The 23,395-nt window shown below is 66.7% G+C and carries 28 protein-coding genes and 1 tRNA gene; 21 read left to right on the top strand and 8 right to left on the bottom strand.

Annotated elements, in window-relative coordinates; translation table 11 throughout:
* Positions 1 to 90: 90 nt before the first annotated feature.
* The 4 genes from EV656_RS07350 to EV656_RS07335 all read right to left on the bottom strand — a co-directional run bounded on the left by EV656_RS07350 (position 91) and on the right by EV656_RS07335 (position 4,434).
* On the bottom strand, positions 91 to 1,293 hold the full coding sequence (locus EV656_RS07350) for a bifunctional alpha/beta hydrolase/OsmC family protein (protein WP_132601629.1): 1,203 nt from the start codon (positions 1,291 to 1,293) through the stop codon (positions 91 to 93).
* A 71-nt stretch (positions 1,294 to 1,364) separates the two neighbouring features.
* Entirely contained in the window at positions 1,365 to 2,432 is a 1,068-nt protein-coding gene (locus EV656_RS07345; protein WP_132601626.1) for a hypothetical protein, read from the bottom strand.
* A gap of 192 nt (positions 2,433 to 2,624) precedes the next feature.
* Positions 2,625 to 4,031, bottom strand: a complete 1,407-nt coding sequence (gene glnA, locus EV656_RS07340; protein WP_132601623.1) for a type I glutamate--ammonia ligase — start codon at positions 4,029 to 4,031, stop codon at positions 2,625 to 2,627.
* Between the two features lie 64 nt (positions 4,032 to 4,095).
* Entirely contained in the window at positions 4,096 to 4,434 is a 339-nt protein-coding gene (locus EV656_RS07335; RefSeq protein ID WP_132601619.1) for a P-II family nitrogen regulator, read from the bottom strand.
* Between the two features lie 153 nt (positions 4,435 to 4,587).
* On the opposite strand from EV656_RS07335, the gene EV656_RS16920 reads away from it, so the two are divergent.
* Together EV656_RS16920 and EV656_RS16915 are read left to right on the top strand one after the other, a co-directional pair.
* Positions 4,588 to 5,310 (top strand): NAD(P)H-hydrate epimerase, encoded by a 723-nt coding sequence (locus EV656_RS16920; RefSeq protein WP_306666786.1) that lies wholly within the window; start codon positions 4,588 to 4,590, stop codon positions 5,308 to 5,310.
* Positions 5,300 to 6,178 (top strand): NAD(P)H-hydrate dehydratase, encoded by an 879-nt coding sequence (locus tag EV656_RS16915; RefSeq protein ID WP_306666785.1) that lies wholly within the window; start codon positions 5,300 to 5,302, stop codon positions 6,176 to 6,178. Before EV656_RS16920 ends, EV656_RS16915 begins: the two co-directional genes overlap by 11 nt.
* Positions 6,179 to 6,271: 93 nt before the next feature.
* Here the strand turns inward: EV656_RS16915 and EV656_RS07325 are convergent, their stop codons facing one another.
* Complete coding sequence (locus tag EV656_RS07325; RefSeq protein ID WP_243695686.1) at positions 6,272 to 6,556, bottom strand: Hint domain-containing protein; 285 nt, start codon at positions 6,554 to 6,556, stop codon at positions 6,272 to 6,274.
* A 179-nt stretch (positions 6,557 to 6,735) separates the two neighbouring features.
* On the opposite strand from EV656_RS07325, the gene EV656_RS07320 reads away from it, so the two are divergent.
* The 3 genes from EV656_RS07320 to EV656_RS07310 all read left to right on the top strand — a co-directional run bounded on the left by EV656_RS07320 (position 6,736) and on the right by EV656_RS07310 (position 8,859).
* Positions 6,736 to 6,820: transfer RNA gene (locus EV656_RS07320), tRNA-Leu, on the top strand.
* A gap of 26 nt (positions 6,821 to 6,846) precedes the next feature.
* Positions 6,847 to 8,181, top strand: a complete 1,335-nt coding sequence (gene tig / locus EV656_RS07315; RefSeq protein ID WP_132601616.1) for a trigger factor — start codon at positions 6,847 to 6,849, stop codon at positions 8,179 to 8,181.
* 78 nt (positions 8,182 to 8,259) lie between these two features.
* Complete coding sequence (locus EV656_RS07310; protein ID WP_425057170.1) at positions 8,260 to 8,859, top strand: GNAT family N-acetyltransferase; 600 nt, start codon at positions 8,260 to 8,262, stop codon at positions 8,857 to 8,859.
* A 59-nt stretch (positions 8,860 to 8,918) separates the two neighbouring features.
* Here EV656_RS07310 and rplI read toward each other — a convergent pair whose 3' ends face one another.
* From rplI to rpsF, 3 genes are read right to left on the bottom strand one after another with little or no spacing between them, the layout of a single operon-like run.
* Positions 8,919 to 9,542, bottom strand: a complete 624-nt coding sequence (gene rplI / locus EV656_RS07305) for a 50S ribosomal protein L9 (protein ID WP_132601613.1) — start codon at positions 9,540 to 9,542, stop codon at positions 8,919 to 8,921.
* A 13-nt stretch (positions 9,543 to 9,555) separates the two neighbouring features.
* The gene (rpsR, locus tag EV656_RS07300; RefSeq protein ID WP_132601610.1) at positions 9,556 to 9,783 is read right to left on the bottom strand and encodes a 30S ribosomal protein S18; all 228 of its coding nucleotides are present in this window, start codon (positions 9,781 to 9,783) and stop codon (positions 9,556 to 9,558) included.
* Between the two features lie 26 nt (positions 9,784 to 9,809).
* A complete protein-coding gene (rpsF, locus tag EV656_RS07295) occupies positions 9,810 to 10,163 on the bottom strand; it encodes a 30S ribosomal protein S6 (protein WP_132601607.1) in 354 nt (117 codons plus the stop codon).
* Positions 10,164 to 10,413: 250 nt separating this feature from the next.
* Between rpsF and EV656_RS07290 the strand changes: the two genes are divergently transcribed.
* The 16 genes from EV656_RS07290 to EV656_RS07215 all read left to right on the top strand — a co-directional run bounded on the left by EV656_RS07290 (position 10,414) and on the right by EV656_RS07215 (position 23,376).
* The gene (locus tag EV656_RS07290) at positions 10,414 to 11,070 is read left to right on the top strand and encodes a hypothetical protein (protein ID WP_132601604.1); all 657 of its coding nucleotides are present in this window, start codon (positions 10,414 to 10,416) and stop codon (positions 11,068 to 11,070) included.
* A gap of 84 nt (positions 11,071 to 11,154) precedes the next feature.
* Positions 11,155 to 12,063 carry a glycosyltransferase family 2 protein gene (locus EV656_RS07285; RefSeq protein WP_132601601.1) on the top strand — a complete coding sequence of 303 codons (909 nt, stop codon included), beginning with the start codon at positions 11,155 to 11,157 and terminating at the stop codon, positions 12,061 to 12,063.
* A 51-nt stretch (positions 12,064 to 12,114) separates the two neighbouring features.
* Complete coding sequence (gene fabD / locus EV656_RS07280) at positions 12,115 to 13,053, top strand: ACP S-malonyltransferase (RefSeq protein WP_369075516.1); 939 nt, start codon at positions 12,115 to 12,117, stop codon at positions 13,051 to 13,053.
* Positions 13,054 to 13,063: 10 nt separating this feature from the next.
* Positions 13,064 to 13,801: a 3-oxoacyl-[acyl-carrier-protein] reductase gene (fabG, locus tag EV656_RS07275; protein ID WP_132601595.1), complete on the top strand. Its 738-nt coding sequence runs from the start codon at positions 13,064 to 13,066 to the stop codon at positions 13,799 to 13,801.
* 184 nt (positions 13,802 to 13,985) lie between these two features.
* Positions 13,986 to 14,219, top strand: coding sequence for an acyl carrier protein (locus tag EV656_RS07270; protein ID WP_132601592.1), 234 nt, complete (start codon positions 13,986 to 13,988; stop codon positions 14,217 to 14,219).
* A 160-nt stretch (positions 14,220 to 14,379) separates the two neighbouring features.
* Positions 14,380 to 15,642: a beta-ketoacyl-ACP synthase II gene (gene fabF / locus EV656_RS07265; protein ID WP_132601589.1), complete on the top strand. Its 1,263-nt coding sequence runs from the start codon at positions 14,380 to 14,382 to the stop codon at positions 15,640 to 15,642.
* Positions 15,642 to 16,796, top strand: a complete 1,155-nt coding sequence (gene mltG / locus EV656_RS07260) for an endolytic transglycosylase MltG (protein WP_132601586.1) — start codon at positions 15,642 to 15,644, stop codon at positions 16,794 to 16,796. The genes fabF and mltG overlap by 1 nt, the downstream gene beginning before the upstream one ends.
* Positions 16,797 to 16,965: 169 nt before the next feature.
* On the top strand, positions 16,966 to 17,319 hold the full coding sequence (locus tag EV656_RS07255) for a hypothetical protein (protein ID WP_132601583.1): 354 nt from the start codon (positions 16,966 to 16,968) through the stop codon (positions 17,317 to 17,319).
* Complete coding sequence (locus EV656_RS07250) at positions 17,219 to 18,589, top strand: DNA-packaging protein (protein ID WP_132601580.1); 1,371 nt, start codon at positions 17,219 to 17,221, stop codon at positions 18,587 to 18,589. Before EV656_RS07255 ends, EV656_RS07250 begins: the two co-directional genes overlap by 101 nt.
* A 122-nt stretch (positions 18,590 to 18,711) precedes the next feature.
* A complete protein-coding gene (locus EV656_RS07245; protein ID WP_132601577.1) occupies positions 18,712 to 19,887 on the top strand; it encodes a phage portal protein in 1,176 nt (391 codons plus the stop codon).
* On the top strand, positions 19,884 to 20,126 hold the full coding sequence (locus EV656_RS07240) for a GTA head formation protein, RCAP_rcc01685 family (protein WP_132601574.1): 243 nt from the start codon (positions 19,884 to 19,886) through the stop codon (positions 20,124 to 20,126). The genes EV656_RS07245 and EV656_RS07240 overlap by 4 nt, the downstream gene beginning before the upstream one ends.
* A 14-nt stretch (positions 20,127 to 20,140) precedes the next feature.
* Positions 20,141 to 20,704: an HK97 family phage prohead protease gene (locus EV656_RS07235; RefSeq protein ID WP_132601571.1), complete on the top strand. Its 564-nt coding sequence runs from the start codon at positions 20,141 to 20,143 to the stop codon at positions 20,702 to 20,704.
* 37 nt (positions 20,705 to 20,741) lie between these two features.
* Complete coding sequence (locus tag EV656_RS07230; protein ID WP_132601568.1) at positions 20,742 to 21,929, top strand: phage major capsid protein; 1,188 nt, start codon at positions 20,742 to 20,744, stop codon at positions 21,927 to 21,929.
* 102 nt (positions 21,930 to 22,031) lie between these two features.
* Positions 22,032 to 22,631: a head-tail connector protein gene (locus EV656_RS07225; protein WP_132601565.1), complete on the top strand. Its 600-nt coding sequence runs from the start codon at positions 22,032 to 22,034 to the stop codon at positions 22,629 to 22,631.
* Positions 22,628 to 22,969, top strand: a complete 342-nt coding sequence (locus tag EV656_RS07220; protein WP_132601563.1) for a head-tail adaptor protein — start codon at positions 22,628 to 22,630, stop codon at positions 22,967 to 22,969. Before EV656_RS07225 ends, EV656_RS07220 begins: the two co-directional genes overlap by 4 nt.
* A complete protein-coding gene (locus EV656_RS07215) occupies positions 22,966 to 23,376 on the top strand; it encodes a DUF3168 domain-containing protein (RefSeq protein WP_132601561.1) in 411 nt (136 codons plus the stop codon). The genes EV656_RS07220 and EV656_RS07215 overlap by 4 nt, the downstream gene beginning before the upstream one ends.
* The last annotated feature ends 19 nt before the right edge of the window (positions 23,377 to 23,395 follow it).

Below are 23,395 nucleotides of genomic sequence, written 5' to 3'. Positions count from 1 at the left end.
CGCCCTTTTTGCATGTCACGGTGAGCGCCCCAGACGGACGGGCAGGGCGCGCACCTTTCGGCGTTGGCCCGAGTGCGCCCGCCGAACGCGTCAGACCAATTCGGTGACCACCTTTGAGCTGCGTTCCAGTGTCTGGTGAACCGGGCACTTGTCAGCGATTTCCAAAAGGCGTTCGCGCTGCGTGTCGTCCAGGTCGCCGGCAAGGCAGATACGCCGTTCGAAGCGGTCGATCTTGCCCGAGGGGCCGTCGCCGCCCTCGGCATCTTCGGCGTGAATCTTGGCGTGGCACACATCGACGCGCACGCTGTCCAACGGCCATTCCTTGCGCCGCGCATACATGCGGATCGTCATCGAGGTACAGGCGCCCAGAGCGGCGGCCAGCAGGCCATAGGGGGACAGGCCCCGATCGGTGCCGCCGACCTTTTCGGGTTCGTCCGCTTGCAGGTGATGACGCCCCGCAGCGATGTCTTGCAGGAAACCGTCCGGGTCGGCCTCGGCAACGCGGACCACGCCCTCTGGTGCGTCTGACGGGGCGGTCTCGGGGGCTAGGTCCAGATAGCGGCTGGCCCATGCCGCGATTACCCCGGCGGCGTAATCGGCATCGGCCCGGTCGCTGACCAGGTGATCGGCGCTGTCGAGCGTGACGAAGCTTTTGGGGTGTTTCGCATGGGTGAATATCTGTGTGGCGTTGTCGATGCCGACGATTTCGTCCCGGGGGGCATGCATTACCAGCAAGGCACGTTTCAGGTTGTCCAGCGTGTTGGCCAGCGAGGCGCTGGCAACGTCATCCAGGAAATCGGGGCCGATCCGCACCGTTCCGCCCCCAAGCGAAACCTCGCGCACGCCGTCTGCATCGGGTTCTGTGGCCGCCAGGTGGGTGGTCACATGCTCGGGGTCGAAGGGCGCGCCAAGGGTGGCCACCGCACGGACGCAGGGCAGTTGCGCGGCGGCCTTTATGACTGCGGCTCCGCCCAGGGAATGACCGATCAGCAGTGCGGGGGGCAGGCCCATCTCCTCCATGTGGTTCGCTGCGGCGACCAGATCGGCGACATTGGTGGTGAAGGTGGTGTTTTCGAACTCGCCCCCCGAATGGCCGAGGCCGGTGAAATCGAAGCGCAGCACCGCAAATCCGGCCGAGGTCAGCCGCTGGGCAATGCGCCGGGCGGCGTGGATGTCCTTGCCGCAGGTAAAGCAGTGCGCAAAGAGCGCCGCCGCCCGTGGCGTGCCCGCGGGCCGATCAAGTCGGGCCGCCAGTTCGTGGTCGGCATGGCCTGCGAAGGTGATCTTTTCCATATTCCCTCCCGTTCCCTGGTCCGAGAATGGGCGCGCGCCCGCCCTCGAACAAGGGGGGCGCGCGGGAGGAATCAGATCAGGCTGCTCAGCCCTGCTGCCAGGTCGGCCGTGGAAAAGGCGAAGCCGACCCCGGTCAGGGCCATTGCGCGCGCGGTGTTGCGCAGGTTTTCGCCCGCCAGGATGTTGTAGATCAGCACCGCAAAGCCGATCGGGAAAGACACGATCATCAAGGTCGAGGTCATAACATAGACCGTCGTCTGTTCAATCAGGCCAACAGGTTCCTTTGGCTGTTCGCGCTGACGGTCCTCGGTTTCGATCAGGTCATCGGCAAAGATCGACCGGCGCGCCTTGCGCAGGGCCTCTTCCTGGGCGAGGGCCTGCCGTGCGGCCATGGCGCCATCGAATTCGCGATTGTTTTCCCAATTGCTTTCGCCGGTGGTTTCAGCCGACGCATCCGCGTCGATCACATCCGGCGCAGCCTCGCTTCGGGCAATCTCTGCCTGCTCTGCTGCGGTGTCGATCACCTCGGCGTCCTCTGCCTCAAGACGCATGGAGGCCATTTCCGGGGCGACCTCTGCCGTGGCGCCTTGCATCGCCTCTGCGGCGGCAAGGCTTTCGGGCAGGACCGGGCGCGCCGGGGTGTCGGCCGAATCCGGCGGCATGATCGGGGTTTCGAACTCTTCGGCGGTGAACAACATGTCCGTGGGGTGCCAATGGATCAGGTCGGCCTCGAATTCGTGGTCCAGAAAGCGGACCACATGGTAGCAGGCCGCAATCAGGATGCGCCGCGCAACGGGACGCGCGGTGTTCTGGACATGGGCGGCCTCGACATGGATGGCGCTGTCACAGACCTGAAGGATCTGCTGCACCGCGTTGTCGGAACTGCGCGGCAGGGTCGGCCGCTGCACGCCGCGGAGGGTTTCCGCGCTGATCTGCGATTCGCCCAGGGACACGCACACGCTGATGCGATCATTCGACAGCGTGATACGCGGCGGGTTCGAGCGGGCCTCGACACTGGGGCAGTCGAGCCCGATGTTGCGCAACGTGCGCGAAAACTCGGAAATCAGATCGGCGAGGTCCAGCTCTTGCCATTCGGCGAACAGGAGCGTGGCCTGAACACTACTCGGACAATCTGACATTGGTTCGCTCCGTGGATCGGATTTTCTGACCCTTTTATCCCTTCACTTTGTGGAAAGACTGGGGCGGATTTGAGGGATTTTTAAATGGTTGTCCCCGAAATGCGGAGATTCACGCCATAATTGTGCCGCCGGAAATGAAAAGAGGCGCCCGAAGGCGCCTCTTGGTGTCCGCTCCCGTTTGGGGAGGAACGATCAGCAGCTGTAATACATCTTGTATTCCATCGGGTGCGGGCAGTGTTCGAAGGCGTAGACCTCTTCCCACTTCAGCTCCAGGTAGCCTGCGATCTGGTCCTTGGTGAACACGTCGCCGGCCAGCAGGAAGTCGTGATCGGCTTCCAGCGCCTCCAGGGCCTCGCGCAGCGAGCCGCAGACGGTCGGGATGCCTTCCAGCTCTTCCGGCGGCAGGTCGTAGAGGTTCTTGTCCATCGCCTCGCCCGGGTCGATCTTGTTCTTGATGCCGTCCAGGCCGGCCATCAGAAGCGCCGAGAAGGCCAGGTAGGGGTTGGCCGACGGGTCGGGGAAGCGGGCCTCGACGCGCTTGGCTTTCGGGCTTTCGGTCCACGGGATCCGCACGCAGCCCGAACGGTTACGGGCCGAGTAGGCGCGCAGAACCGGGGCTTCGAAGCCGGGGATCAGGCGCTTGTAGGAGTTGGTGGACGGGTTAGTGAAGGCGTTCAGCGTTTTCGCATGCTTCAGCAGGCCGCCGATGAAGTACAGCGCTTCCTGGGACAGGTCGGCGTACTTGTCGCCGGCAAAGACCGGCTTGCCGTCTTTCCAGATCGACATATTGACGTGCATGCCCGAGCCGTTGTCACCTTGGATCGGCTTCGGCATGAAGGTCGCCGAGCGGCCATAGGCCAGCGCCACGTTGTGGATGATGTACTTGTACTTCTGCAGGTTGTCACCCTGCTTGGTCAGACTGTCGAAGATCAGGCCAAGCTCGTGCTGGGTGGTGGCCACCTCGTGGTGATGCTTGTCGACGTTCATGCCGATGCGCTTCATCGTGGACAGCATTTCCGAGCGGATGTCCTGCCCGTCATCGGACGGGTTCACCGGGAAGTAGCCGCCTTTGTAGTCGGGACGATGGCCCAGGTTGCCCATCTCGAACTCGGCATCGGTGTTCCAGGCGGCGCCGTCGGCGTCGATTTCATAGGCCACCTTGTTCGGGGTCACGGCGTATTTCACGTCGTCGAACAGGAAGAATTCGGCCTCGGGGCCGAAGTAGGCCACATCGCCGATGCCGGAAGATTTCAGGTAGGCTTCGGCCTTTTCGGCGGTGCCGCGCGGGTCGCGGTCATAGGCTTCGCCGGTGTCGGGCTCGACGATCGAGCAGTGCAGCGCCATCGTCTTTTCCGCGTAGAACGGATCGATATAGGCACTCTCGGTGTCGGGCATCAGTTTCATGTCCGAGGCTTCGATCGACTTCCAGCCGGCGATCGACGACCCGTCGAACATGAAGCCTTCGTCCAGGAAATCCTCGTCCACCATATGCGCCATCACGGTGACGTGCTGCAGCTTCCCGCGCGGGTCGGTGAAGCGGATGTCGACATATTCGACACCCTCGTCCTTGATGGTCGAAAGAACCTTTTCCTTGCTCATATGACCTTGATCCCTCTCTTTAGGTTGGTCTGGCCGGCCGGTCGGGCCGGGATTTGCGGTACGCTTACAGGGCGTCCTCGTCGGTTTCGCCGGTCCGGATGCGGATTGCCTGTTCGACGGGCGAGACGAAGATCTTGCCGTCGCCGATCTTGTCGGTCTTGGCAGCATTCACGATGGCCTCGATCGCGGCGTCGACCTGATCTTCGGGCAGAACGACCTCGATCTTCACCTTGGGCAGGAAGTCGACAACGTATTCGGCGCCACGATAAAGTTCGGTGTGTCCCTTCTGGCGCCCAAAGCCTTTCACCTCGATCACGCTGAGGCCCTGAACCCCGGCATCCTGCAGCGCTTCCTTCACCTCGTCGAGCTTGAAGGGCTTGATGATCGCCTCGATCTTCTTCACGGCACGCGACTCCTTCTTCGTGCGTTTCGTCGCCCGACAGACCACTTTCGTTGCAGGCAGACAATTGGCTAGGGTCAGAGGCAAGAGGATGCCCCCGTGGTTTCATATCCCATGCCTAAATTTTGTGCGCAACGCTTGCAAGGAGGGCGTTTGATGAACGGCGCAGATGCCACAGAGATGGTCATACCCGTGACAGCCGCCCAAATGCGCGCCATCGAGGTGGCGGCGATTGCCTCGGGCGCGGTGACGGGCCTGATCCTGATGGAGCGGGCTGGGGCCGGTGCGGCGCGGGCGCTGGCGGCGCGCTGGCCCAGGCTGCGCCGCGCGGTGGTGCTGTGCGGGCCGGGCAACAACGGTGGAGACGGGTTCGTGATCGCGCGCTGGCTGGCGCTGCGCGGCTGGTGCGTGACGCTGTTCCTGTATGGCGATCCCGCGGGCCTGCCGCCCGATGCCCGCCGTCAGCACGACCTGTGGCGTGCCGTGGGTGATGTGCGCCCCCTGCAATTCCCCGATGCGACAGCCGCCGATGGCGCTGCGGTGGTCGAGGCGCTGCAGGGCGCGGTCTGCGTCGATGCCCTGTTCGGCACGGGCCTGGCGCGGCCTTTGGCGGGCCTGCGCCCGGTGTTGGCCGCAGTGCGTGCGGCCCCCCGGCTGGCAGGGCGGATGGCCGTGGACCTGCCCAGCGGGCTGTCGGCCGATGACGGCGATGTCGTTGGGGGCGATCCGGCGCTGGTGTTGCCTGCGGACCTGACGGTCACCTTTCATGCGCGCAAGCGGGGGCATGGCGCGGGGCAGGGGACGGTGATGTGCGGCGATGTAAAGGTCGTGGATATCGGGCTGCGGCCCTGGGATGGGGCGCGCGGCGATGGGGCGTGAACTGCGGCTGATCGAAGGGGACGCAGCCATGCGCGCGCGGCTGTTCAAGCAAGGGGCGGCCCATAAATACGCCCATGGCCATGCGCTGGTTTTGGCGGGGGGCCTGGGGCTCACCGGCGCCGCGCGCCTGGCCGCGCGGGGGGCGCTGCGCGTTGGGGCGGGACTGGTGACCGTGGCCGCACCGGCGGCGGCGATGCCCGAATGCGCGGCGCAGTTGACGGCGATTATGCTGCGTCAGGTGGACGACGCGGACGCCCTGGCGGGCCTGCTGGCCGACAGCCGCCTGAACGCGCTGTGCCTGGGGCCGGGGCTGGGGGTGAGCGAGGGCACTCGTCAGATGGTCACTGTCGCGCTGGCCGTACAGAGAGCCACGGTGCTGGATGCCGATGCGCTGACGGCCTTTGCCGAGGTGCCCGAGGCCCTGTTTGCCCGGCTGCATCCCGCCACGGTCCTGACACCGCATGGGGGCGAGTTTGCCCGGTTGTTCCCGGATCTGGCGAAGCAGGGCGCGGCTGACCCTGGCCGCCCGCCAGCCGCCCGTGCCGAACTGGTGCGCGCCGCGGCGGAACGGGCCGGGGCCGTGGTGCTGTTGAAGGGGGCAGAGACCTTGGTCGCAACGCCCAGGGGCGCTTGTGCGCTAAACGATGCGACCGGTCCCCGCGCCGCGCCGTGGCTGGCGACGGCGGGGGCGGGCGACGTTCTGGCGGGGCTGATCGCCGGGCTGATGGCGCGGGGGGTGGATGCAGGCGCAGCCGCGGAAACCGCCGCCTGGCTGCATGTAGAGGCCGCGCGCACCGTTGGGCCGGGGCTGATCGCCGAGGATCTGCCAGAGGCGCTGCCCGCCGTGCTGCGCGAATTGGCCGGCTGAGGGGCAATCCGATTGCGCGCCTGCGGCGCACGCCTTTTTGCCGGCCCGGTGCGGGCCGGCAGGGGGGTATTTGACACCAAGAAGAAGAGGCAGTCAGGCCAGAGGCGCGACCGCGATTTCCTGGCCGTCGGCATAGATCACCTCGGGCGCGTCGAAGCCCAGGGTGAAGGCCGGCAGATCGGGCGCCTCGTCGCTGCGGATATCGCGCAGAACGCGTGCCCCGGCCCGCGTCACGATACGGTCGCCCGCCGCCAGGTATTCGACGGGCAGCGCCCCGTCGAGGGTCAGCACGATCGTTCCGGCCGTCAATGGGCCGGGCGCCCGGCGAAACTGCCGGTTACGCGTGCGCCGGGGCGCCGCGAAAGAAATGTCTGGCATGGCACTGCTCGCTCTTTGCCTGCTTTTTGTCGTTTTTTGGTCAGAATAGGCCAGATGGGCGAAAACGGCGAGCGTTTTCTGGACTTGGCTTTTTCCCCTCGCATCCGGTTTGGCGCTTTGCTATGAACGCGCGGAATTTGCGGGGCGGTCCCAGATGCCGGGGCTGCCCCGTCGGTCTTGCGGGTGTGGCGGAATTGGCAGACGCACCAGATTTAGGTTCTGGCGCCGCAAGGCGTGGGGGTTCAAGTCCCTCCACCCGCACCAGGCATGGATGAGAAGGACGAAAGAAGATGCAGGTCACGGAGACCCTGAACGAGGGGCTGAAGCGCGGCTACACGATTACCCTTACCGCGGGCGAGCTGGACGAGAAGGTCAATGAAAAGCTTGCCGAGGCCCAGCCCGAGGTGGAGATGAAGGGCTTCCGCAAGGGCAAGGTTCCCATGGCCCTGCTGAAAAAGCAGTTCGGCCAGCGCGTCATGGGCGAAGTGATGCAGGAAAGCATCGACGGCGCCATGAACGAGCATTTCGAGGAAACCGGTGATCGCCCCGCCATGCAGCCCCAGGTCCGCATGACGAACGAGGACTGGAAAGAGGGCGACGATGTCGTGGTCGAAATGACCTACGAAGCGCTGCCCGAGATCCCCGAGCCCGATCTGAAGGCGATCAAGCTGGAGAAGCTGGTTGCCAAGGCGGCCGAGGCCGATATCGACGAGGCCATCGGCAAACTGGCCGGCAGCGCCCAGACCTACAAGAGCCGCCGCAAGGGATCGAAAGCCAAGGAAGGCGACCAGGTCATCATCGACTTCGTCGGCAAGATCGACGGCGAAGCCTTCGACGGCGGCGCGGCCGAGGATTACCCGCTGGTGCTGGGCTCGCAAAGCTTTATCCCCGGTTTCGAGGAGCAGCTTGTCGGCGTGAAAGCCGAGGACGAGGTGACCGTCGAGGTCAGCTTCCCCGAGGATTACGGCGCGGAAAACCTGAAGGGCAAGGCGGCGACCTTTGATGTGACCGTCAAGGACGTGAAGGCGCCCAAGGATGCCGAGATCGACGATGAACTGGCCAAGCAGTTCGGCGCCGACGATCTGGATGCGCTGAAGGCCCAGGTGGCCGAGCGTCTGGAGGCCGAGTTCGGGGGTGCGGCGCGGGCCGTGATGAAGCGGGCGCTGCTGGACAAGCTGGACGAGTCGGTCAAGTTCGATCTGCCGCCCAGCCTGGTAGAGGCCGAGGCCAAGCAGATCGCGCATCAGCTGTGGCACGAAGAGCACCCCGAGGTGCAGGGCCATGACCATGGCGCCATCGAGCCGACCGAGGATCATCAGAAACTGGCCGAACGCCGGGTGCGGCTGGGCCTGCTGCTGGCCGAGATCGGGCGCAAGGCCGAGGTCGAGATCACCGATGCCGAGATGACCCAGGCGGTGATGGCGCAGGCGCGTCAGTACCCGGGCCAGGAACAGCAGTTCTTCGAGTTCATCCGCCAGAACCAGGAGTTGCAGCAGCAGATCCGCGCGCCCCTGTTCGAGGACAAGGTTGTCGATTACGTCTTCGAACTGGCCGAGGTCGAGGAGAAGGAAGTCTCCAAGGATGAGCTGCAGAAGGCCATCGACGAGCTGGAAGACGACGCGTAAAGGGCGGATGACTGCGCCCCCTGACGGCAGCCCTTGGGCTGCCGTTTTGCGTTGGGCGGGTCGAAAAGACAGGATGGCATGATGTTGCAAGCTGGTTTTCACGATGTGCCCGCGGGCCATATCGCGGCGGTGGTCACGCATCTGGAAATGCGGGCGGCCGCGCCCGTGCGGTCAGGGGCCGGGGCCGAAGGACTGTCCCTGCTGCGGATCGAGGAGCCGGACCCGGATTGGTACCGCGCCCTGTTCCTGCGGGTCGGTGGCCAGGACTGGTTGTGGTTTTCGCGCCTGCTGCTGGACGATGACGCCTTGGCCGACATCCTGGAAGATGCGGACGTGCATGTTTACGTGCTGCGCCGCGACGGGCTGGATATCGGACTGATGGAGCTGGATTTCCGCCAGCCCGGCGCCTGCGAACTGGCGTTTTTCGGGCTGGTTTCCTCGGCCATCGGGACCGGGGCGGGCCGGTTCATGATGAACGAGGCGATCCGGCTGGCCTGGGCTGCGCCGATTTCACTGTTTCATGTCCACACATGCACGATGGACAGCCCGCAGGCGCTGGATTTCTATCAGCGCAGCGGTTTCGTGCCGGTGCGCCGCCAGGTGGAGGTGGTGCCCGATCCCCGTCTGAGCGGCCTGCTGCCGGAAACGGCGGCGCCGCATGTGCCGATCCTGAAATAGAAAAGGGCGCGCGGGGGATGCCCGCGCGCCCGTCACCTGCCAGAACATTCCGGCAAGGCTTACTTGTCTTCGTCGGTTTCTTCGGCCTGCGCCTCGACGGCCTCGGCCAGTTCCTCGTCCTCGGACGCGGCGCCGCCGATATCGTCGAACAGTTCCGCAATCTCGAACTCGGCTGCAGCCTCTTCCTCGGCGGCCAGTTCCTGGATCGACTTGCCCGACGCCTGAAGCTCGGCCTCTTCGGGCGAGCGGGCGACGTTGATCTGGATCGTCACGTCGACCTCGGGGTGCAGGGCGACGGTCACGTCATGCAGGCCCAGTTCCTTGATCGGACCGGACAGCACGACCTGCTTGCGGTCGACAGAGAACCCCTCGGCGGTGGCGGCATCGGCGATGTCGCGCGGCGTGACAGAGCCGTAGAGCGCACCCGATTCGGAGGCGGAGCGAATCACGATGAATTGCTGACCGCCGAGCTTTTCGCCCAGGGCCTCGGCCTCTTTGCGGGTTTCGAGGTTGCGCGCTTCCAGTTGGGCCTTTTCGGCCTCGAAGCGGGCGATATTGGCCTCGTTGGCGCGCAGCGCCTTGCCCTGCGGCAGCAGGAAGTTGCGGGCGTAGCCGTCCTTGACGGAAACGACCTCGCCCATCTGGCCAAGCTTGGCCACGCGTTCCAGAAGGATCACTTGCATCGCTTCGGTCCCCTTATTTCACGCTGTAGGGCAGCAGGGCGAGGAAGCGGGCGCGCTTGATCGCGCGGGCCAGTTCACGCTGCTTTTTCGCGGACACTGCGGTAATGCGCGAAGGCACGATCTTGCCGCGCTCGGAAATGTAGCGCTGCAGCAGCTTGGTGTCCTTGTAGTCGATCTTGGGTGCGTTATCGCCCGAGAAGGGGCAGACCTTGCGGCGGCGGAAAAACGGTCTTGCGGCCATGGGTTGGACTCCTTTCGTCAGGCGGATCAGCGACGGTCGCGGCGACCGTCGCGGTCGTCACGCTTCTGCATCTGGATCGACGGACCTTCGGCGTGTTCGTCGACCTTGATGGTCAGCACGCGCATCACGTCGTCATGCAGCCGCATCAGGCGTTCCATTTCCTGCACCGCCGGCGCCGGGGCGTCGGTGCGCAGAAAGGCATAGTGCCCCTTGCGGTTCTTGTTGATCTTGTAGGCCATCGTCTTGACGCCCCAATACTCGCTGTCGACGACCTTGCCGCCGTTATCCGCAAGCACGGTGGAAAAGTGTTCGACAAGGCCCTCGGCCTGCGCGTTGGAAAGATCCTGGCGCGCGATGAAGACATGCTCGTACAGCGGCATGTTCACTCCAGTTCTGTTTTCGGGTGCACTTCAAAGGGCGGGGTCGTGAAACACCTTCCGCATCCCGCCCACGAGAGGCTGCACCGGATCGATCACGACGGAAGGTCCGCGCCTTATACAGTGCGGCGCGACGATTGCAAGCCTGCGCGCTTGGGGCGCGGCCATGCCCGGAAATAGGGCGGCAATCGGCCAATTCCTGCCAGATTTACGGGCCAACCTGTGTCAAAGTGCAACCAAGAGGAGAATCCTCATGTCCGTCAGTGCCTGGATACCTACGGGCGTGACGAGTGCCGGGGCAAAGCCCCTTGTAGTGATTTGCGACACGCCCTGGGGCTATATCATTCGCTCCGACACACCGTTTTCCGATCGTGCCGTGCTGATAGAGCGGGTGTCCGGGCTTGCGGGGCTGTCTTTCCTGTTCGTTGCCGGCGGGCAGTGGTTCCTTGAGCCGTTGCAGGCGGCTGCGACCGCTGTGGCGCCCGGCCTTCACGAAAAGGTAACGTCGGAAATGCTGCTGAGCGTGGCGATGGCGATCGCAGGGATCCTGTTCCTGTGGATCTCGGTGCGTGGCGTGCGCCAGGAAGTTCAGGTCGATCTGGAGGCGCGCTGCCTGGCGTGGGCCAACTGCAATCACTGCGGCAAGAGCCGGCTGAACCGCAGCATTCCGTTCGACCGGATCGGCAGCATTTTCATTCGCCGGTCCAAGTCGCCCGGCGTGCCCGCGATCCTTTACGCACGACTGGAGGGGTGTGAGACCCCCATCGAGGTGGCCCGCGGGCGCGAGGCTGCGTTGACGCCGGTGCACCAGCGGCTGTGCACCGACCTGAACGTCCACCGCAGCCAGTCCGAGGCGGGCCAGGTTCGTCCGGTGCGGCCGCGGACGGCGCCAGCGGTGCGCGTGGCCTGATCCCCGGGATGCGCGCGGGGCCACCGCTGGCCCCTGCGCAGCCGCCGGGCTATGGTGCCGGCCAGAATGCAATGGCCGGAGCCGATGAAGCTGTTTTCCCGCAGACCGATTACTGAACTTGCCTTTGCCCCGCCGGATCCGCGGCCGGGGCGGGACGGTGTGGCGCTGGCACTGATCGTGCGCAACGAGGAACGCCATATCGGTGAGTGGGCGGCGTTTCACCGCGCGGCGGGTGTGTCCCACGTCTATGTCTATGACAATGGCTGTACCGACCGAACCATCGCGCATCTGCGCGACGGCCTTGGGGGCAGCCTGACGGTCATGCCCTGGGACCAGAAGCTGTTCGACGCAGGCACGGGGCGCGAGATACACAACCAGGTTCTGGCCTATGCCCATGCATTGCGCAATTTTGGCGGCCTGTACCGCTGGATGGCCTGTATCGACGCGGACGAGTTTCTGGTGCCGAAGCGCGCAGACAGCATCGCGGCGGCGCTGGCGCATCTGGGCGATGTGCCCAGTGTCACGCTGCCCTGGCACAATTTCGGGCGCAACGGGCATGTCCAGCCCCCGAAGGGCGGGGTTCTGTCCAACTACACGCACCGGGCGGCCGACCCGATCAGTGGGGCGCGCGGTGTCACCAATTTCAAGACCATCGTCGATGCGACCCGGGTGACCGGACTGAAGGTGCACAGCTATCAGGTGGACGGGCGTGCCGTGACCTGGAACGACCGTGGGCAGGCGGCGGCGAACAAGGCGCGGGGATCGCGCGATTTCTATTCCGCCGACCACCTGCAGTTGAACCACTATTACACCCGGTCCGAAACCGAACTGGCCGCCAAGATCGCGCGCGGGTCGAACCAGCGTGTCGCGGCAGAGCGGCATGCCGCGCGGGTGCGGCGCAACGTTGCCAATATCGAGGCCGAGGAGGTCGAGGACCGCTGCGCGATCGACTTTCTGCGCCGGGTTGGCGCATCGCATTCTGTCGCCTTGTGAACCGCAGTGCGAGCGGCTAGACCACGCCGAACTGCCGCGACAAGGGGGTGACTGATGCGTGCATTCGTGTTTCCGGGTCAGGGGGCTCAGGCCATCGGCATGGGCCGTGCGCTGGCCGAGGCCTATCCGCAGTCCCGTGAGGTTTTCGAGGAAGTCGATGATGCGCTGGGCGAAAAGCTGTCCGCGCTGATCTGGGAGGGCGAACAGGACGCGCTGACGCTGACCCGCAATGCGCAACCCGCGCTGATGGCGACCTCGATCGCGGCGATGGCGGCGCTGGGGGCCGAGGGCGTGACGGTGCACGCGGCTGAATACGTGGCAGGGCATTCGCTGGGCGAATACTCGGCGCTGTGTGCGGCGGGGGCGATCAGCTTGGCCGACACCGCGCGGCTGTTGCGCATCCGTGGCGAGGCGATGCAGGACGCAACCCCTGTGGGCGTGGGCGCCATGGCGGCGATCCTGGGCCTGGACTACGCGGCGGTGGATGCCATCGCGCAAGAGGCCGCCGAGGGCGAGGTGGTGCAGGCTGCCAACGACAACGATCCGGGGCAAGTGGTGATCTCTGGCCATGTCGCGGCGGTGGAACGTGCGGTGGCCCTGGCCAAGGGGCAGGGCGCCAAGCGGGCGGTGATGCTGCCGGTCTCGGCCCCGTTTCATTGCGCGCTGATGGAACCTGCCGCGCGGGTGATGGCCGAGGCGCTGTCCGACGTTGCCATCGAGGCGCCGCATGTGCCGGTCGTCACCAATGTCCGCGCCGAGGCGGTCAGCGATCCCGATACGATCCGCGCGCTGCTGATCGAGCAGGTGACCGGCTCGGTCCGCTGGCGCGAATCCGTGGCCTGGATGGCGGGCCAGGGCGTGACCGAGATCTGGGAAGTGGGTGCCGGCAAGGCGCTGTCCGGCATGGTGCGCCGGATCGACCGATCGGTCGCCACGCGGCAGGTGGGTGGGCCCGACGAGGTGACCGCCGCCGTCGAAAGCATGAACTGAGGAGGGGAGCATGTTCGATCTGACTGGAAAATGCGCGCTGGTAACCGGCGCCTCGGGCGGGATCGGTGGCGAGATTGCGCGCGCGCTGCATGCGCAGGGTGCCACTGTCGGGCTGTCGGGCACGCGCGAGGCGCCGCTTGCGGCGCTGGCCGAGGAGTTGGGCGAACGGGCCCATGTGCTGCCCTGCAACCTGTCCGACCCCGATGCGGTCGACGCTCTGCCCAAGGGCGCGGCCGATGCGATGGGCAGTCTGGACATTCTGGTGAACAATGCCGGGATCACCCGCGACACGCTGTTCATGCGGCTGAAGGACGAGGATTGGCAGGCGGTTCTGGACGTGAACCTGACCGCCGCGATGCGTCTGTGCCGGGGCGCGATGCGTCCCATGATGAAGGCCCGCTGGGGCCGGATCGTCAACATCACCTCGGTCGTCGGCACCACCGGCAACCCGGGCCAGGCGAACTACTGCGCGGCCAAGGCCGGGCTGGTGGGTATGTCCAAATCGCTGGCCCAAGAGGTCGCGGCGCGCGGGATCACCGTGAACTGCGTCGCGCCGGGTTTTATCGAGACGGCGATGACCGAGAAGCTGACCGAAGAGCAGAAGGCGGGCATCATGGGGGCCGTGCCGATGGGACGGATGGGCACCCCGACCGAGATTGCGTCGGCGGTGCTCTACCTTTCCAGCGCCGAAGCCGGGTATGTGACCGGCGCCACGTTGCATGTGAACGGCGGGATGGCGATGGTCTGAGGGGGCCCTGTGGCTGCGACCGGAAAGCGTTTGCCAAGCGGAAACGATGTGGTATAGGCGGCGCAGTTTCTGCCGGGGGCATCCCGCGCTTGGCATTTTCCCGCGCCCGCGGGAACCCGAGCGGCCCCGCGGGGCCAACAGCAAAAGACGGGCAAGCTGCCTGAGCAATATGTGAGGAATGGACATGAGCGACATCGCTGATCGCGTTAAGAAGATCGTCGTCGAGCATCTGGGCGTCGAAGAGGACAAGGTGAACGAGAACGCCTCGTTCATCGATGACCTGGGCGCGGACAGCCTCGACACCGTCGAGCTGGTGATGGCCTTCGAAGAAGAGTTCGGCATCGAGATCCCGGACGACGCGGCCGAGACCATCCAGACCTTCGGCGATGCGGTCAAGTTCATCTCGGAAGCGGCCTGAGCCACGCAGTCCGGACCGGACACGGCGGCGCCCCCAGCGGGCGCCGTTTTTCGTTTGCAAAGGGATTGGGCGGGCTTCGGCCGGGCTCTCTTGCCCCGGCCGGTGAAACCGCTGTATCAGGAGCGCCGGAACGGGCGACATATCCAGCGAGGAGCGACAGATGCGTCGAGTGGTGATCACGGGATTTGGGATGGTCTCACCTCTGGCCTGCGGGGTGGAGGAAACCTGGAAGCGGCTGCTGGACGGGCAGTCGGGGATCGGTCCGATCACCCGTTTCGATGCGTCGCGTGTGGCGACGACCTATGCGGCGGAACTGCCCGTGGGCGATGGCAGCGACGCCACCTTCAACCCTGACGACTGGATGGAGCCGAAGGAACGGCGCAAGGTCGACGACTTCATCCTGTACGCGATGGCGGCTGCGACGCAGGCGGTCGAGGATTCCGGCTGGGTCGCCGAAACCGACGAACAGAAAGAGCGTACCGGCGTGATGATCGGTTCGGGCATCGGGGGGCTGTCGTCGATTGCCGATACGGCGCTGTTGCTGAAGGAGAAAGGGCCGCGGCGTGTCTCGCCCTTCTTCATTCCGTCGGCGCTGATCAACCTAGCCTCGGGGCAGGTGTCGATCCGCTTTGGGTTCAAGGGGCCGAACCACGCTGTCGTGACGGCCTGTTCCACCGGGGCGCATGCCATCGGCGATGCCTCGCGGCTGATCAAGTATGGCGATGCGGACGTGATGGTGGCTGGCGGTGCCGAAAGCCCGCTGTCGGAAATCGGCGTGGCCGGGTTCAACGCGGCCCGCGCGCTGTCGACCAAGCGGGGCGACGACCCGCAATCGGCCTCGCGCCCCTGGGACGCGGACCGGGACGGGTTCGTGATGGGCGAGGGTGCGGGCGTGGTCGTGCTGGAGGAATACGAGCACGCCAAGGCGCGCGGCGCCAAGATCTATGCCGAGGTTCTGGGGTACGGCATGTCGGGGGATGCCTATCACATCACCGCGCCTGCCGAGGATGGCGACGGCGGTTACCGCTCGATGCAGGCGGCGCTGCGCGATGCCGGGCTGACGCCGGCTGACGTGGATTACATCAATGCGCACGGCACCTCGACCATGGCCGACACGATCGAGCTGGGTGCGGTGCAACGTCTGCTGGGCGATAGCGCGGCGCAGACCACGATGTCCTCGACCAAGTCGTCGGTCGGGCATTTGCTGGGCGCGGCCGGTGCGGTCGAGGCGATCTTCTGCGTGCTGGCGCTGCGCGATCAGATCGCGCCGCCGACGCTGAACCTGGACAATCCCCCCGAGGATACGCGTATCGACCTGGCCCCGCACAAGGCGGTCAAGCGCAAGATCGACGTGGCGCTGTCCAACTCCTTCGGGTTCGGGGGCACCAATGCCTCGCTCGTGCTGGGGCGCGGTGAACTCTGATGTGGCGCTCGCTTGCCTCTAACGCCTTGACGCTTCTGGCCGTGGTACTTGTGCTGGCCGGGGGGCTGGTGATGTGGGGCAAGCGGCAATACACGTCGCCCGGGCCGCTGGAGACGGCGATTTGCCTGCGGGTCGAGCAGGGCACCAACATGACCCGGCTGTCCGACCGCCTGGCCGATATAGGCGCGGTCAGCGATGCGACGATCCTGCGGCTGGGCGCCGAATACACCGAGAAATCCCACCTGCTGAAGGCGGGCAGTTTCCTGGTGCGGTCCGGGGCGTCGATGGAAGAGATCGTCGATATTGTCACCCGCGGCGGGCGCTCGACCTGCGGGACGGAGCTGAATTTCCGCATCGGCGTGACCCGCGCAGAGGTGGAACTGCGCGAGGTCGATCCGCAGACCGAGCGCTATGTCGAAGTACTGTCCTTCGATCCCGGGACCGATGCGGTACCCGAGGCCTATGCCGCGTATCGGGACCGGACGGATCTGCGTTTTCGCGTGACGCTGGCCGAGGGCGTGACCAGCTGGCAAGTGGTCGAGGAACTGAAAGCCGCCGATTTCCTGTCCGGTACGGTTGCCGACCTGCCCGCAGAGGGCAGCCTGGCGCCCGACAGCTACGAGGTATCCCAGGGCGCCGACCGCGCTGGGCTGATCGCCGAGATGCAGGCGCGTCAGACCCGTCTGCTGGAGGCGCTGTGGCTGGATCGTCAGGACGGGCTGCCGCTGGACAGCAAGGAAGAGGCGTTGATTCTGGCGTCGATCGTAGAAAAGGAAACGGGGATTCCCGAGGAGCGCCGCCGCGTGGCAAGCGTCTTCGTCAATCGCCTGCGCCAGGGGATGCGCTTGCAGACCGACCCGACGGTGATCTACGGCGTGACCGAGGGCAAGGGGCCGTTGGGCCGGGGCCTGCGGCAAAGCGAGCTGCGCCGGGAGACCCCTTGGAATACCTATGTGATCGACGGGCTGCCGCTGACTCCGATTGCCAATCCGGGCCGGGCCTCTATCGCGGCGGTGCTGGATCCCGAAACCACGGATTACCTGTTCTTCGTGGCCGATGGCACGGGCGGGCACGCCTTTGCGCAAACCCTGGCCGAGCATAACCGCAACGTTGCGCGGTGGCGTCAGATCGAGGCGGAGCGGGCTGCGGATTGAGTGTGGGGATTTGTTAACCCCTTGTTAAGAATAAACTTCTTGACTCTCCGCGCGGTCTGAAGTATCCCTTTACGCAAGCTGGACGAGGTGGGCAAGCGGCCCGGGGGCATCCCCGAGGCCGCTTTTTCATGTCCTCACGCAGCGGTCAGGCGAAGCAGGCACATCACATATGGCATTGATCACGACCCCCCTGGGGGGCGACTCGGCGGCCCAGGCGGTGCTTGCGGAAGCCGAGGAGCATTACAGGCGCACCATCCGGGCGCTGCATGACATCATGGAAGAGGTCCAGTCCGGGCATGTCGAACGGGCAAAAGAACTGCGCACCGCGCTCAGCGATCTCGGCAAGGCGGCGCAAACCGCATTCGATGAAAGGGTACGAGTTGAAAAGCGTCTCAGAAGCGAATCCGGCATCGTCAACGACTATGCCCTCGACCTCGACGGTGCCCGGGCTGAAATCGGGCGCCGACTGGATCGCCTGCGCACCGCGCGCGGAGCAGGAGAAATTTCTGGAGGGGCTGAGTGAAGGGGCCTTGCTGGCGCTGCCCTATATCTTTGAGTTCTGGGCGCTGCCGCATCAGTTGCCGCCCGAGGGCGACTGGCGGTCCTGGATTATCATGGGGGGACGCGGGGCGGGCAAGACGCGTGCCGGGGCCGAATGGGTCCGCGCGCAGGTCGAGGGCGCGCGGCCGCTGGACGTGGGCACCGCCCGGCGCGTGGCGCTGGTGGGCGAAACCGTGGACCAGGTCCGCGAGGTGATGATTTTTGGCGACAGCGGAATCCTGGCCTGTTCGCCCCCCGACCGCCGCCCGAAATGGGAGGCCACGCGCAAACGCCTGGTCTGGCCGAACGGGGCGGTCGCGCAGGTGTTTTCCGCCCACGACCCCGAGGGGCTGCGCGGGCCGCAATTCGATGCGGCCTGGGCGGATGAGTTGGCCAAGTGGAAGAAGGCCGAGGAGACCTGGGACATGCTGCAATTCGGTTTGCGGCTGGGGGCGAACCCCCGGCAGTGCATCACCACCACGCCGCGCAACGTGGGTATCCTGCGGAAGATCCTGGCCAACCCGTCGACCGTTGTGACCCACGCCCCGACCGAGGCGAACCGCGCGCACCTGGCCGAAAGCTTCCTGCAAGAAGTGCGGGCCCGCTATGCCGGTTCGCGCCTTGGGCGGCAGGAACTGGACGGCGAGTTGCTGGACGAGGCCGAGGGCGCGCTGTGGACGCTGGCGGGGCTGGAGGCCGCGCGGGTGAAGGACGCTCCGGCGTTCGACCGGATCGTGGTCGCGGTGGATCCCCCGGTGACAGGGCATGCAGGGTCCGACGCATGCGGCATCGTGGTGGCGGGGGCGGTGACGCAGGGCCCGCCTGGCGATTGGCGCGCGGTGGTGCTGGAGGATGCCAGCGTGACCGGCGCCGCGCCAAGTGTCTGGGCCGAGGCCGCCATTGCCGCAATGGAACGCCACGGCGCCGAACGCCTGGTCGCAGAGGTGAACCAGGGGGGCGATCTGGTGGAAAGCGTGATCCGGCAGATCGACCCGCTGGTGCCCTTTCGCGCAGTGCGCGCGGCGCGGGGCAAGGCGGCACGGGCCGAACCCATCGCGGCGCTCTACGAACAGGGGCGGGTTGGCCATGTCGCGGGACTGGACGCGCTGGAGGACCAGATGTGCCGGATGACCGCCCGCGGATATGAGGGGCGCGGCAGCCCCGACCGGGTGGATGCGTTGGTGTGGGCGTTGCACGATCTGATGATCGTCCCCGCTGCGCATTGGCGCCGGCCCCGTTTGCGCGGCCTGTAACGCGCCGCCTGGATATCCGGGCCTGAACCACGAGCGAAACCCGCCCCGGGGCATCCCGGCGGCGGGTTTTTTCTGGCGCCCCCGCCGGGGCGGCGGTCCACGACAGCCGAGGGAGTTTCCGCATGAAGTTCAACGTCTTCCGCCGTGCCGACCCTGTTGCGCCCGAGGTCAAGGCCTCGGCCACGGGGCCGGTGATCGCCTGGGCGGGGGGGGCGCGCCCGGCGTGGACGCCGCGCGATACGGTCTCGCTGACCCGTGCCGGGTTTACCGGCAACCCGGTGGGGTTTCGCGCGGTCAAGCTGATCGCAGAGGCGGCCGCGGCGCTGCCGCTGGTCTGTCAGGATGCTGAGCGGCGGTACGACAGCCACCCCGTCCTGGCGCTGATCGGTCGGCCCAACGTGGCGCAGGGCCGGGCGGAGCTGTTCGAGGCGCTGTATGGCCAGATCCTGCTGACCGGCAATGGCTACCTGGAGGCCGTGGGCGGCGAGGGCGGCCTGCCGCTGGAATTGCACGTTCTACGCTCGGACAGGGTGCATCTGGTGCCCGGCGCCGATGGCTGGCCGGTGGCGTATGACTATGCGGTTGGCGGGCGCAAGCACCGCTTTGACATGACCGGGGTCGCGCCCCCGATCTGCCATATCAAGAGCTTTCACCCCCAGGACGACCATTACGGGTTGTCGCCCATGCAGGCGGCGGCCACGGCGGTGGATGTGCATAACGCGGCCTCGCGCTGGTCCAAGGCGCTGTTGGACAACGCGGCCCGGCCCTCGGGCGCCATCGTCTATCGCGGCAGCGATGGGCAGGGCACCCTGACCGAGGATCAATATGCCCGTCTGCAGGACGAGATGATCGCCTATCACCAGGGGGCGGCCAATGCCGGGCGGCCGATGCTGCTGGAGGGCGGGCTGGACTGGAAACCTATGGGGTTTTCGCCCTCGGACATGGAGTTTCAGGAAACCAAGGAGGCCGCCGCGCGCGAGATCGCGGTGGCCTTTGGGGTGCCGCCGATGCTGTTGGGCATTCCGGGCGACGCGACCTACGCCAATTACCAAGAGGCCAACCGCGCCTTTTACCGGCTGACGGTGCTGCCGCTGGTGGCCAAGGTCACCGGGGCCCTGGCCGATTTCCTGGTGCGGTTTTCCGGGGCGCCTGTCGATCTGGGGCCGGACCTTGATCGGGTGCCCGCCCTGGCGGTCGAGCGCGAGGCCCAGTGGCGGCGCATCACGGCGGCCGGTTTCCTGACCGAGGATGAAAAACGCGCGCTGTTGGGGCTGCCGCCCCGGCCGGAGGGCGCATGAGTGCGGCGGCGGAACGGACCGGCTCGCGCTTTCTCTACGCGCCGTTCGAGGTGGCCCGCGAACGCATCGACGCGAACGAGCGGGTGATGGAGGCGCGTTGGGCGGCGCTGGAATACCGGCTGGCGCGGATCGAGGCGTCGCTGGAGCGGCTGGAAAAGCGGATGTGGCTGACCGTCTACGGTGTGGTGGCGGTCATCCTGGCAGAGGGCGCGGCGTCGGTGCTGGCGCTGACGCCATGACAAGGGGAAAAGCGATGATCCACGACGATTGGGGGCCGGGGCTGGAGCGCAAGTTCTGCCAGCCCGAGGCGCCGCTGAGCCTGCAAGAGGGGGCCGTGATCGCAGGCTATGCCTCGCTCTTTGGGGCGGCGGACCAGGGTGGCGATATCGTGGCGCCGGGCGCCTATGCGGCCAGTCTGAAGCGGCTGGCTGGCGAAGGGCGGCAGGTCAAGATGCTGTGGCAGCACGATGCCGCGCAGCCCATCGGCGTCTGGGACGAGGTACGCGAGGACGCCCGCGGCCTGTTCGTCAAGGGCCGCCTGCTGGCCGAGGTCGCCAAGGGCCGCGAGGCCGCCGCGCTGGTGGCTGCGGGGGCCATCGACGGGCTGTCGATCGGCTATCGCACGCGGCGGGCCAGCAAGGATGCAAGCGGGCGGCGCCTGCTGTCGGAACTGGAGCTGTGGGAGGTGTCGCTGGTGACCTTTCCGATGCTGCCCGAGGCGCGCGTGGGGGCCAAGGCCGGGGACGGGGCCGAGGCGCTGTGGCGCGAGATGGCCGAGGCGCTGGAGGGCGCCCGCCATGTGCTGGCCGGAGCGTGAGCGCCGGCCGAACCGGACCGATCCCAGGGGAAAAGACATGACGCAAACCCAGACCAAGGCCATCGCGGGGGATGAACCGGCGGTGGAGGTGAAACAGGCGCTGACAGGCTTTCTGAGCGATTTCAGAGAGTTTCAGGCCGACATGAAATCCAGACTTCAACAACAGGAAGAGCGACTGACCATGCTGGACCGCAAGACCCACCTGACCGCATCCCGCCCCGCGCTGGCTGCGGCAGCGACCCCCGAAGCGCCGCACCAGAAGGCCTTTGCCGCCTATCTGCGCAGTGGCGATGACGACGCCCTGCGTGGGCTGGAGATGGAGGGCAAGGCGATGTCCACGGCCGTGGCGGCCGAGGGCGGCTATCTGGTCGATCCGCAGACCGCCGACACGATCCGGTCGGTGCTGAAATCCACCGCCTCGCTGCGGGCGGTCGCGCAGGTGGTGACGGTCGAGGCGACCTCGTACGATGTGCTGGTGGACCACAGCGATATCGGTACCGGCTGGGCCAGCGAAACCGCGGCACAGATCGAAACCGACACCCCGCAGATCGAGCGTGTGACGATCCCGTTGCATGAACTGTCCGCGATGCCCAAGGCCAGCCAGCGCCTGCTGGATGACAGCGCCTTTGATATCGAGGGCTGGCTGGCCGGGCGCATCGCCGACCGTTTCGCCCGGGCCGAGGCCGCGGCCTTCATCAATGGGGACGGGGTGGACAAGCCCACCGGCATCCTGGCCCATCCGCAGGTCGATGACGGCATCTGGGACTGGGGCAGCCTGGGCTATATCCCGACCGGCACCGAGGGCGATTTCGACGCCATCGCGCCCGCCGACGCGATCCTGGACCTGGTCTACGCGCTGGGGGCGGAATACCGCGCGAATGCCAGCTTCGTCATGAACTCCAAGACCGCGGGGACGGTGCGCAAGATGAAGGACGCCGACGGGCGGTTTCTGTGGTCGGACGGTCTGGCGGCGGGCGAACCGCCGCGCCTACTGGGCTATCCGGTGCTGGTGGCCGAGGATATGCCGGACATTGCCGCCGGTGCGGCGGCCATCGCCTTTGGCGATTTCCGGGCCGGCTATACCGTGGCCGAGCGCCCTGACCTGCGGGTGTTGCGCGATCCGTTCTCGGCCAAGCCGCATGTGTTGTTCTACGCCACGCGCCGCGTAGGCGGTGATGTCAGCGACTTTGCCGCGATCAAGCTGCTGAAATTCTCGGCCGCATAAGGCCGGGTGGGGCGCCGCGCCGGATCGGGGCGGCGCCCGCGCAGGCCGGCATCACCAGACCTGCAACCATACACGACGAGACATAATCAGAGAGAATCCGAGATGATGCTGATCGAGCAGACCACGGTGCCCACCGCGGCGCTGCCGCTGGAGCGGTTCAAGGAACACCTGCGCCTGGGCACGGGGTTTGCCGACGATGGCGGCCAGGATGCCCTGCTGGAGGCGCTGCTGCGCGCGGCGATCGGGGCAATCGAGGGCCGCACCGGCAAGGTTCTGTTGGCGCGCGGCTTTACCTGGACGGTCATGGCCTGGCGCGACACAGGGCGGCAGGCGCTGCCCGTGGCACCGGTCACGGCGATAACTGAGCTGCGGGTGCTGGATCGGCAGGGCGGCGTAACGGTGATGTCGCCCGAGACGTATCAGCTGGTGCGCGACACGCATCGTCCGCGCCTGGGCGCAACGGCAACCTTGCTGCCGCAGATCCCCCTGGGCGGCCAGGCCGAGGTTGATTTCCAGGCCGGGTTCGGGGCGGCCTGGGCTGCTGTGCCGGCCGATCTGGCGCAGGCGGTGTTTCTGCTGGCCGCCCATTACCACGAGCATCGCCACGAGGCGGCATTGGGCGAGGGCGGCATGCCCTTTGGCGTGATGGCCCTGCTGGAACGCTGGCGCACGGTACGCGTGCTGGGCGGGGCCGCGACATGAGCGGCGCGCGCAGGCTGAGCCGCAAGCTGGTGCTGGAGGCGCCCGAGCGTGTGGCCGACGGGGCAGGCGGGTTCACCGAAACCTGGGTCGCGCGCGGTACGCTGTGGGCCGAGGTTAGCCCGCGGACTGGCGGCGCGCGGACGGGGCAAGGGGTGTCGCTGTCGCGCGTTGGCTACCGGATCGTGGTGCGCGGCGCGCCCGTGGGCGCCCCGTCGCGCCCGGTGCCCGGCCAGCGGTTCCGCGAGGGTGCGCGGCTTTTCGCGATCCGCGCTGTGACCGAGGCCGACCCGCAGGGCCGATACCTGACCTGTTTCGCCGAAGAGGAGGACGCCACATGAGCTATGGCGCGGCGGCTGCCCTGCAGGCGGCGATCTATCAACGTCTGGTCGGCGATGCGGCCTTGGGCGCGCTGGTGGGCGAGGCGATCTATGACGCGCTGCCGTCCGGCGCGCTGCCCCCGACCTATGTCAGCGTCGGCCCCGAGGAGGTGCGCGATGCCTCGGACGGGACGGGGCGCGGGGCGCTGCACCGGTTCACGGTGTCGGTGGTGACCGACGCGGCGGGGTTCGAGCAGGCCAAGGCGGCGGCGGGCGCGGTGTCCGACGCGCTGACCGGGGCGGCGCTGGACCTGGCGCGCGGGCATCTGGTGCGGCTGGATTTCGAACGGGCGCGCGCCCGGCGCGTCGGCGCCCGGGACCGGCGCCGCATAGACCTGCGCTTTGCCGCGCGGGTTTCGGACGACTGATTTCCCATCTGGAGTGAAC

Source organism: Rhodovulum adriaticum (assembly GCF_004345735.1).
GTDB lineage: Bacteria > Pseudomonadota > Alphaproteobacteria > Rhodobacterales > Rhodobacteraceae > Rhodovulum > Rhodovulum adriaticum.
Note: the sequence above shows the minus strand (reverse complement) of the source record. Positions and strands in the feature narration are given on the sequence as shown.

What these genes read in the sequence shown, in the direction of transcription:
- EV656_RS07350 (WP_132601629.1), bottom strand. Translation starts at nt 1,293, where the DNA reads ATGGAAAAGATCACCTTCGCAGGCCATGCCGACCACGAACTGGCGGCC.
- EV656_RS07345 (WP_132601626.1), bottom strand. Translation starts at nt 2,432, where the DNA reads ATGTCAGATTGTCCGAGTAGTGTTCAGGCCACGCTCCTGTTCGCCGAA.
- glnA (WP_132601623.1), bottom strand. Translation starts at nt 4,031, where the DNA reads ATGAGCAAGGAAAAGGTTCTTTCGACCATCAAGGACGAGGGTGTCGAA.
- EV656_RS16920 (WP_306666786.1), top strand. Translation starts at nt 4,588, where the DNA reads ATGAACGGCGCAGATGCCACAGAGATGGTCATACCCGTGACAGCCGCC.
- EV656_RS16915 (WP_306666785.1), top strand. Translation starts at nt 5,300, where the DNA reads ATGGGGCGTGAACTGCGGCTGATCGAAGGGGACGCAGCCATGCGCGCG.
- EV656_RS07325 (WP_243695686.1), bottom strand. Translation starts at nt 6,556, where the DNA reads ATGCCAGACATTTCTTTCGCGGCGCCCCGGCGCACGCGTAACCGGCAG.
- tig (WP_132601616.1), top strand. Translation starts at nt 6,847, where the DNA reads ATGCAGGTCACGGAGACCCTGAACGAGGGGCTGAAGCGCGGCTACACG.
- EV656_RS07310 (WP_425057170.1), top strand. Translation starts at nt 8,260, where the DNA reads ATGATGTTGCAAGCTGGTTTTCACGATGTGCCCGCGGGCCATATCGCG.
- rplI (WP_132601613.1), bottom strand. Translation starts at nt 9,542, where the DNA reads ATGCAAGTGATCCTTCTGGAACGCGTGGCCAAGCTTGGCCAGATGGGC.
- rpsR (WP_132601610.1), bottom strand. Translation starts at nt 9,783, where the DNA reads ATGGCCGCAAGACCGTTTTTCCGCCGCCGCAAGGTCTGCCCCTTCTCG.
- rpsF (WP_132601607.1), bottom strand. Translation starts at nt 10,163, where the DNA reads ATGCCGCTGTACGAGCATGTCTTCATCGCGCGCCAGGATCTTTCCAAC.
- EV656_RS07290 (WP_132601604.1), top strand. Translation starts at nt 10,414, where the DNA reads ATGTCCGTCAGTGCCTGGATACCTACGGGCGTGACGAGTGCCGGGGCA.
- EV656_RS07285 (WP_132601601.1), top strand. Translation starts at nt 11,155, where the DNA reads ATGAAGCTGTTTTCCCGCAGACCGATTACTGAACTTGCCTTTGCCCCG.
- fabG (WP_132601595.1), top strand. Translation starts at nt 13,064, where the DNA reads ATGTTCGATCTGACTGGAAAATGCGCGCTGGTAACCGGCGCCTCGGGC.
- EV656_RS07270 (WP_132601592.1), top strand. Translation starts at nt 13,986, where the DNA reads ATGAGCGACATCGCTGATCGCGTTAAGAAGATCGTCGTCGAGCATCTG.
- fabF (WP_132601589.1), top strand. Translation starts at nt 14,380, where the DNA reads ATGCGTCGAGTGGTGATCACGGGATTTGGGATGGTCTCACCTCTGGCC.
- mltG (WP_132601586.1), top strand. Translation starts at nt 15,642, where the DNA reads ATGTGGCGCTCGCTTGCCTCTAACGCCTTGACGCTTCTGGCCGTGGTA.
- EV656_RS07255 (WP_132601583.1), top strand. Translation starts at nt 16,966, where the DNA reads ATGGCATTGATCACGACCCCCCTGGGGGGCGACTCGGCGGCCCAGGCG.
- EV656_RS07250 (WP_132601580.1), top strand. Translation starts at nt 17,219, where the DNA reads ATGCCCTCGACCTCGACGGTGCCCGGGCTGAAATCGGGCGCCGACTGG.
- EV656_RS07245 (WP_132601577.1), top strand. Translation starts at nt 18,712, where the DNA reads ATGAAGTTCAACGTCTTCCGCCGTGCCGACCCTGTTGCGCCCGAGGTC.
- EV656_RS07240 (WP_132601574.1), top strand. Translation starts at nt 19,884, where the DNA reads ATGAGTGCGGCGGCGGAACGGACCGGCTCGCGCTTTCTCTACGCGCCG.
- EV656_RS07235 (WP_132601571.1), top strand. Translation starts at nt 20,141, where the DNA reads ATGATCCACGACGATTGGGGGCCGGGGCTGGAGCGCAAGTTCTGCCAG.
- EV656_RS07230 (WP_132601568.1), top strand. Translation starts at nt 20,742, where the DNA reads ATGACGCAAACCCAGACCAAGGCCATCGCGGGGGATGAACCGGCGGTG.
- EV656_RS07225 (WP_132601565.1), top strand. Translation starts at nt 22,032, where the DNA reads ATGATGCTGATCGAGCAGACCACGGTGCCCACCGCGGCGCTGCCGCTG.
- EV656_RS07220 (WP_132601563.1), top strand. Translation starts at nt 22,628, where the DNA reads ATGAGCGGCGCGCGCAGGCTGAGCCGCAAGCTGGTGCTGGAGGCGCCC.
- EV656_RS07215 (WP_132601561.1), top strand. Translation starts at nt 22,966, where the DNA reads ATGAGCTATGGCGCGGCGGCTGCCCTGCAGGCGGCGATCTATCAACGT.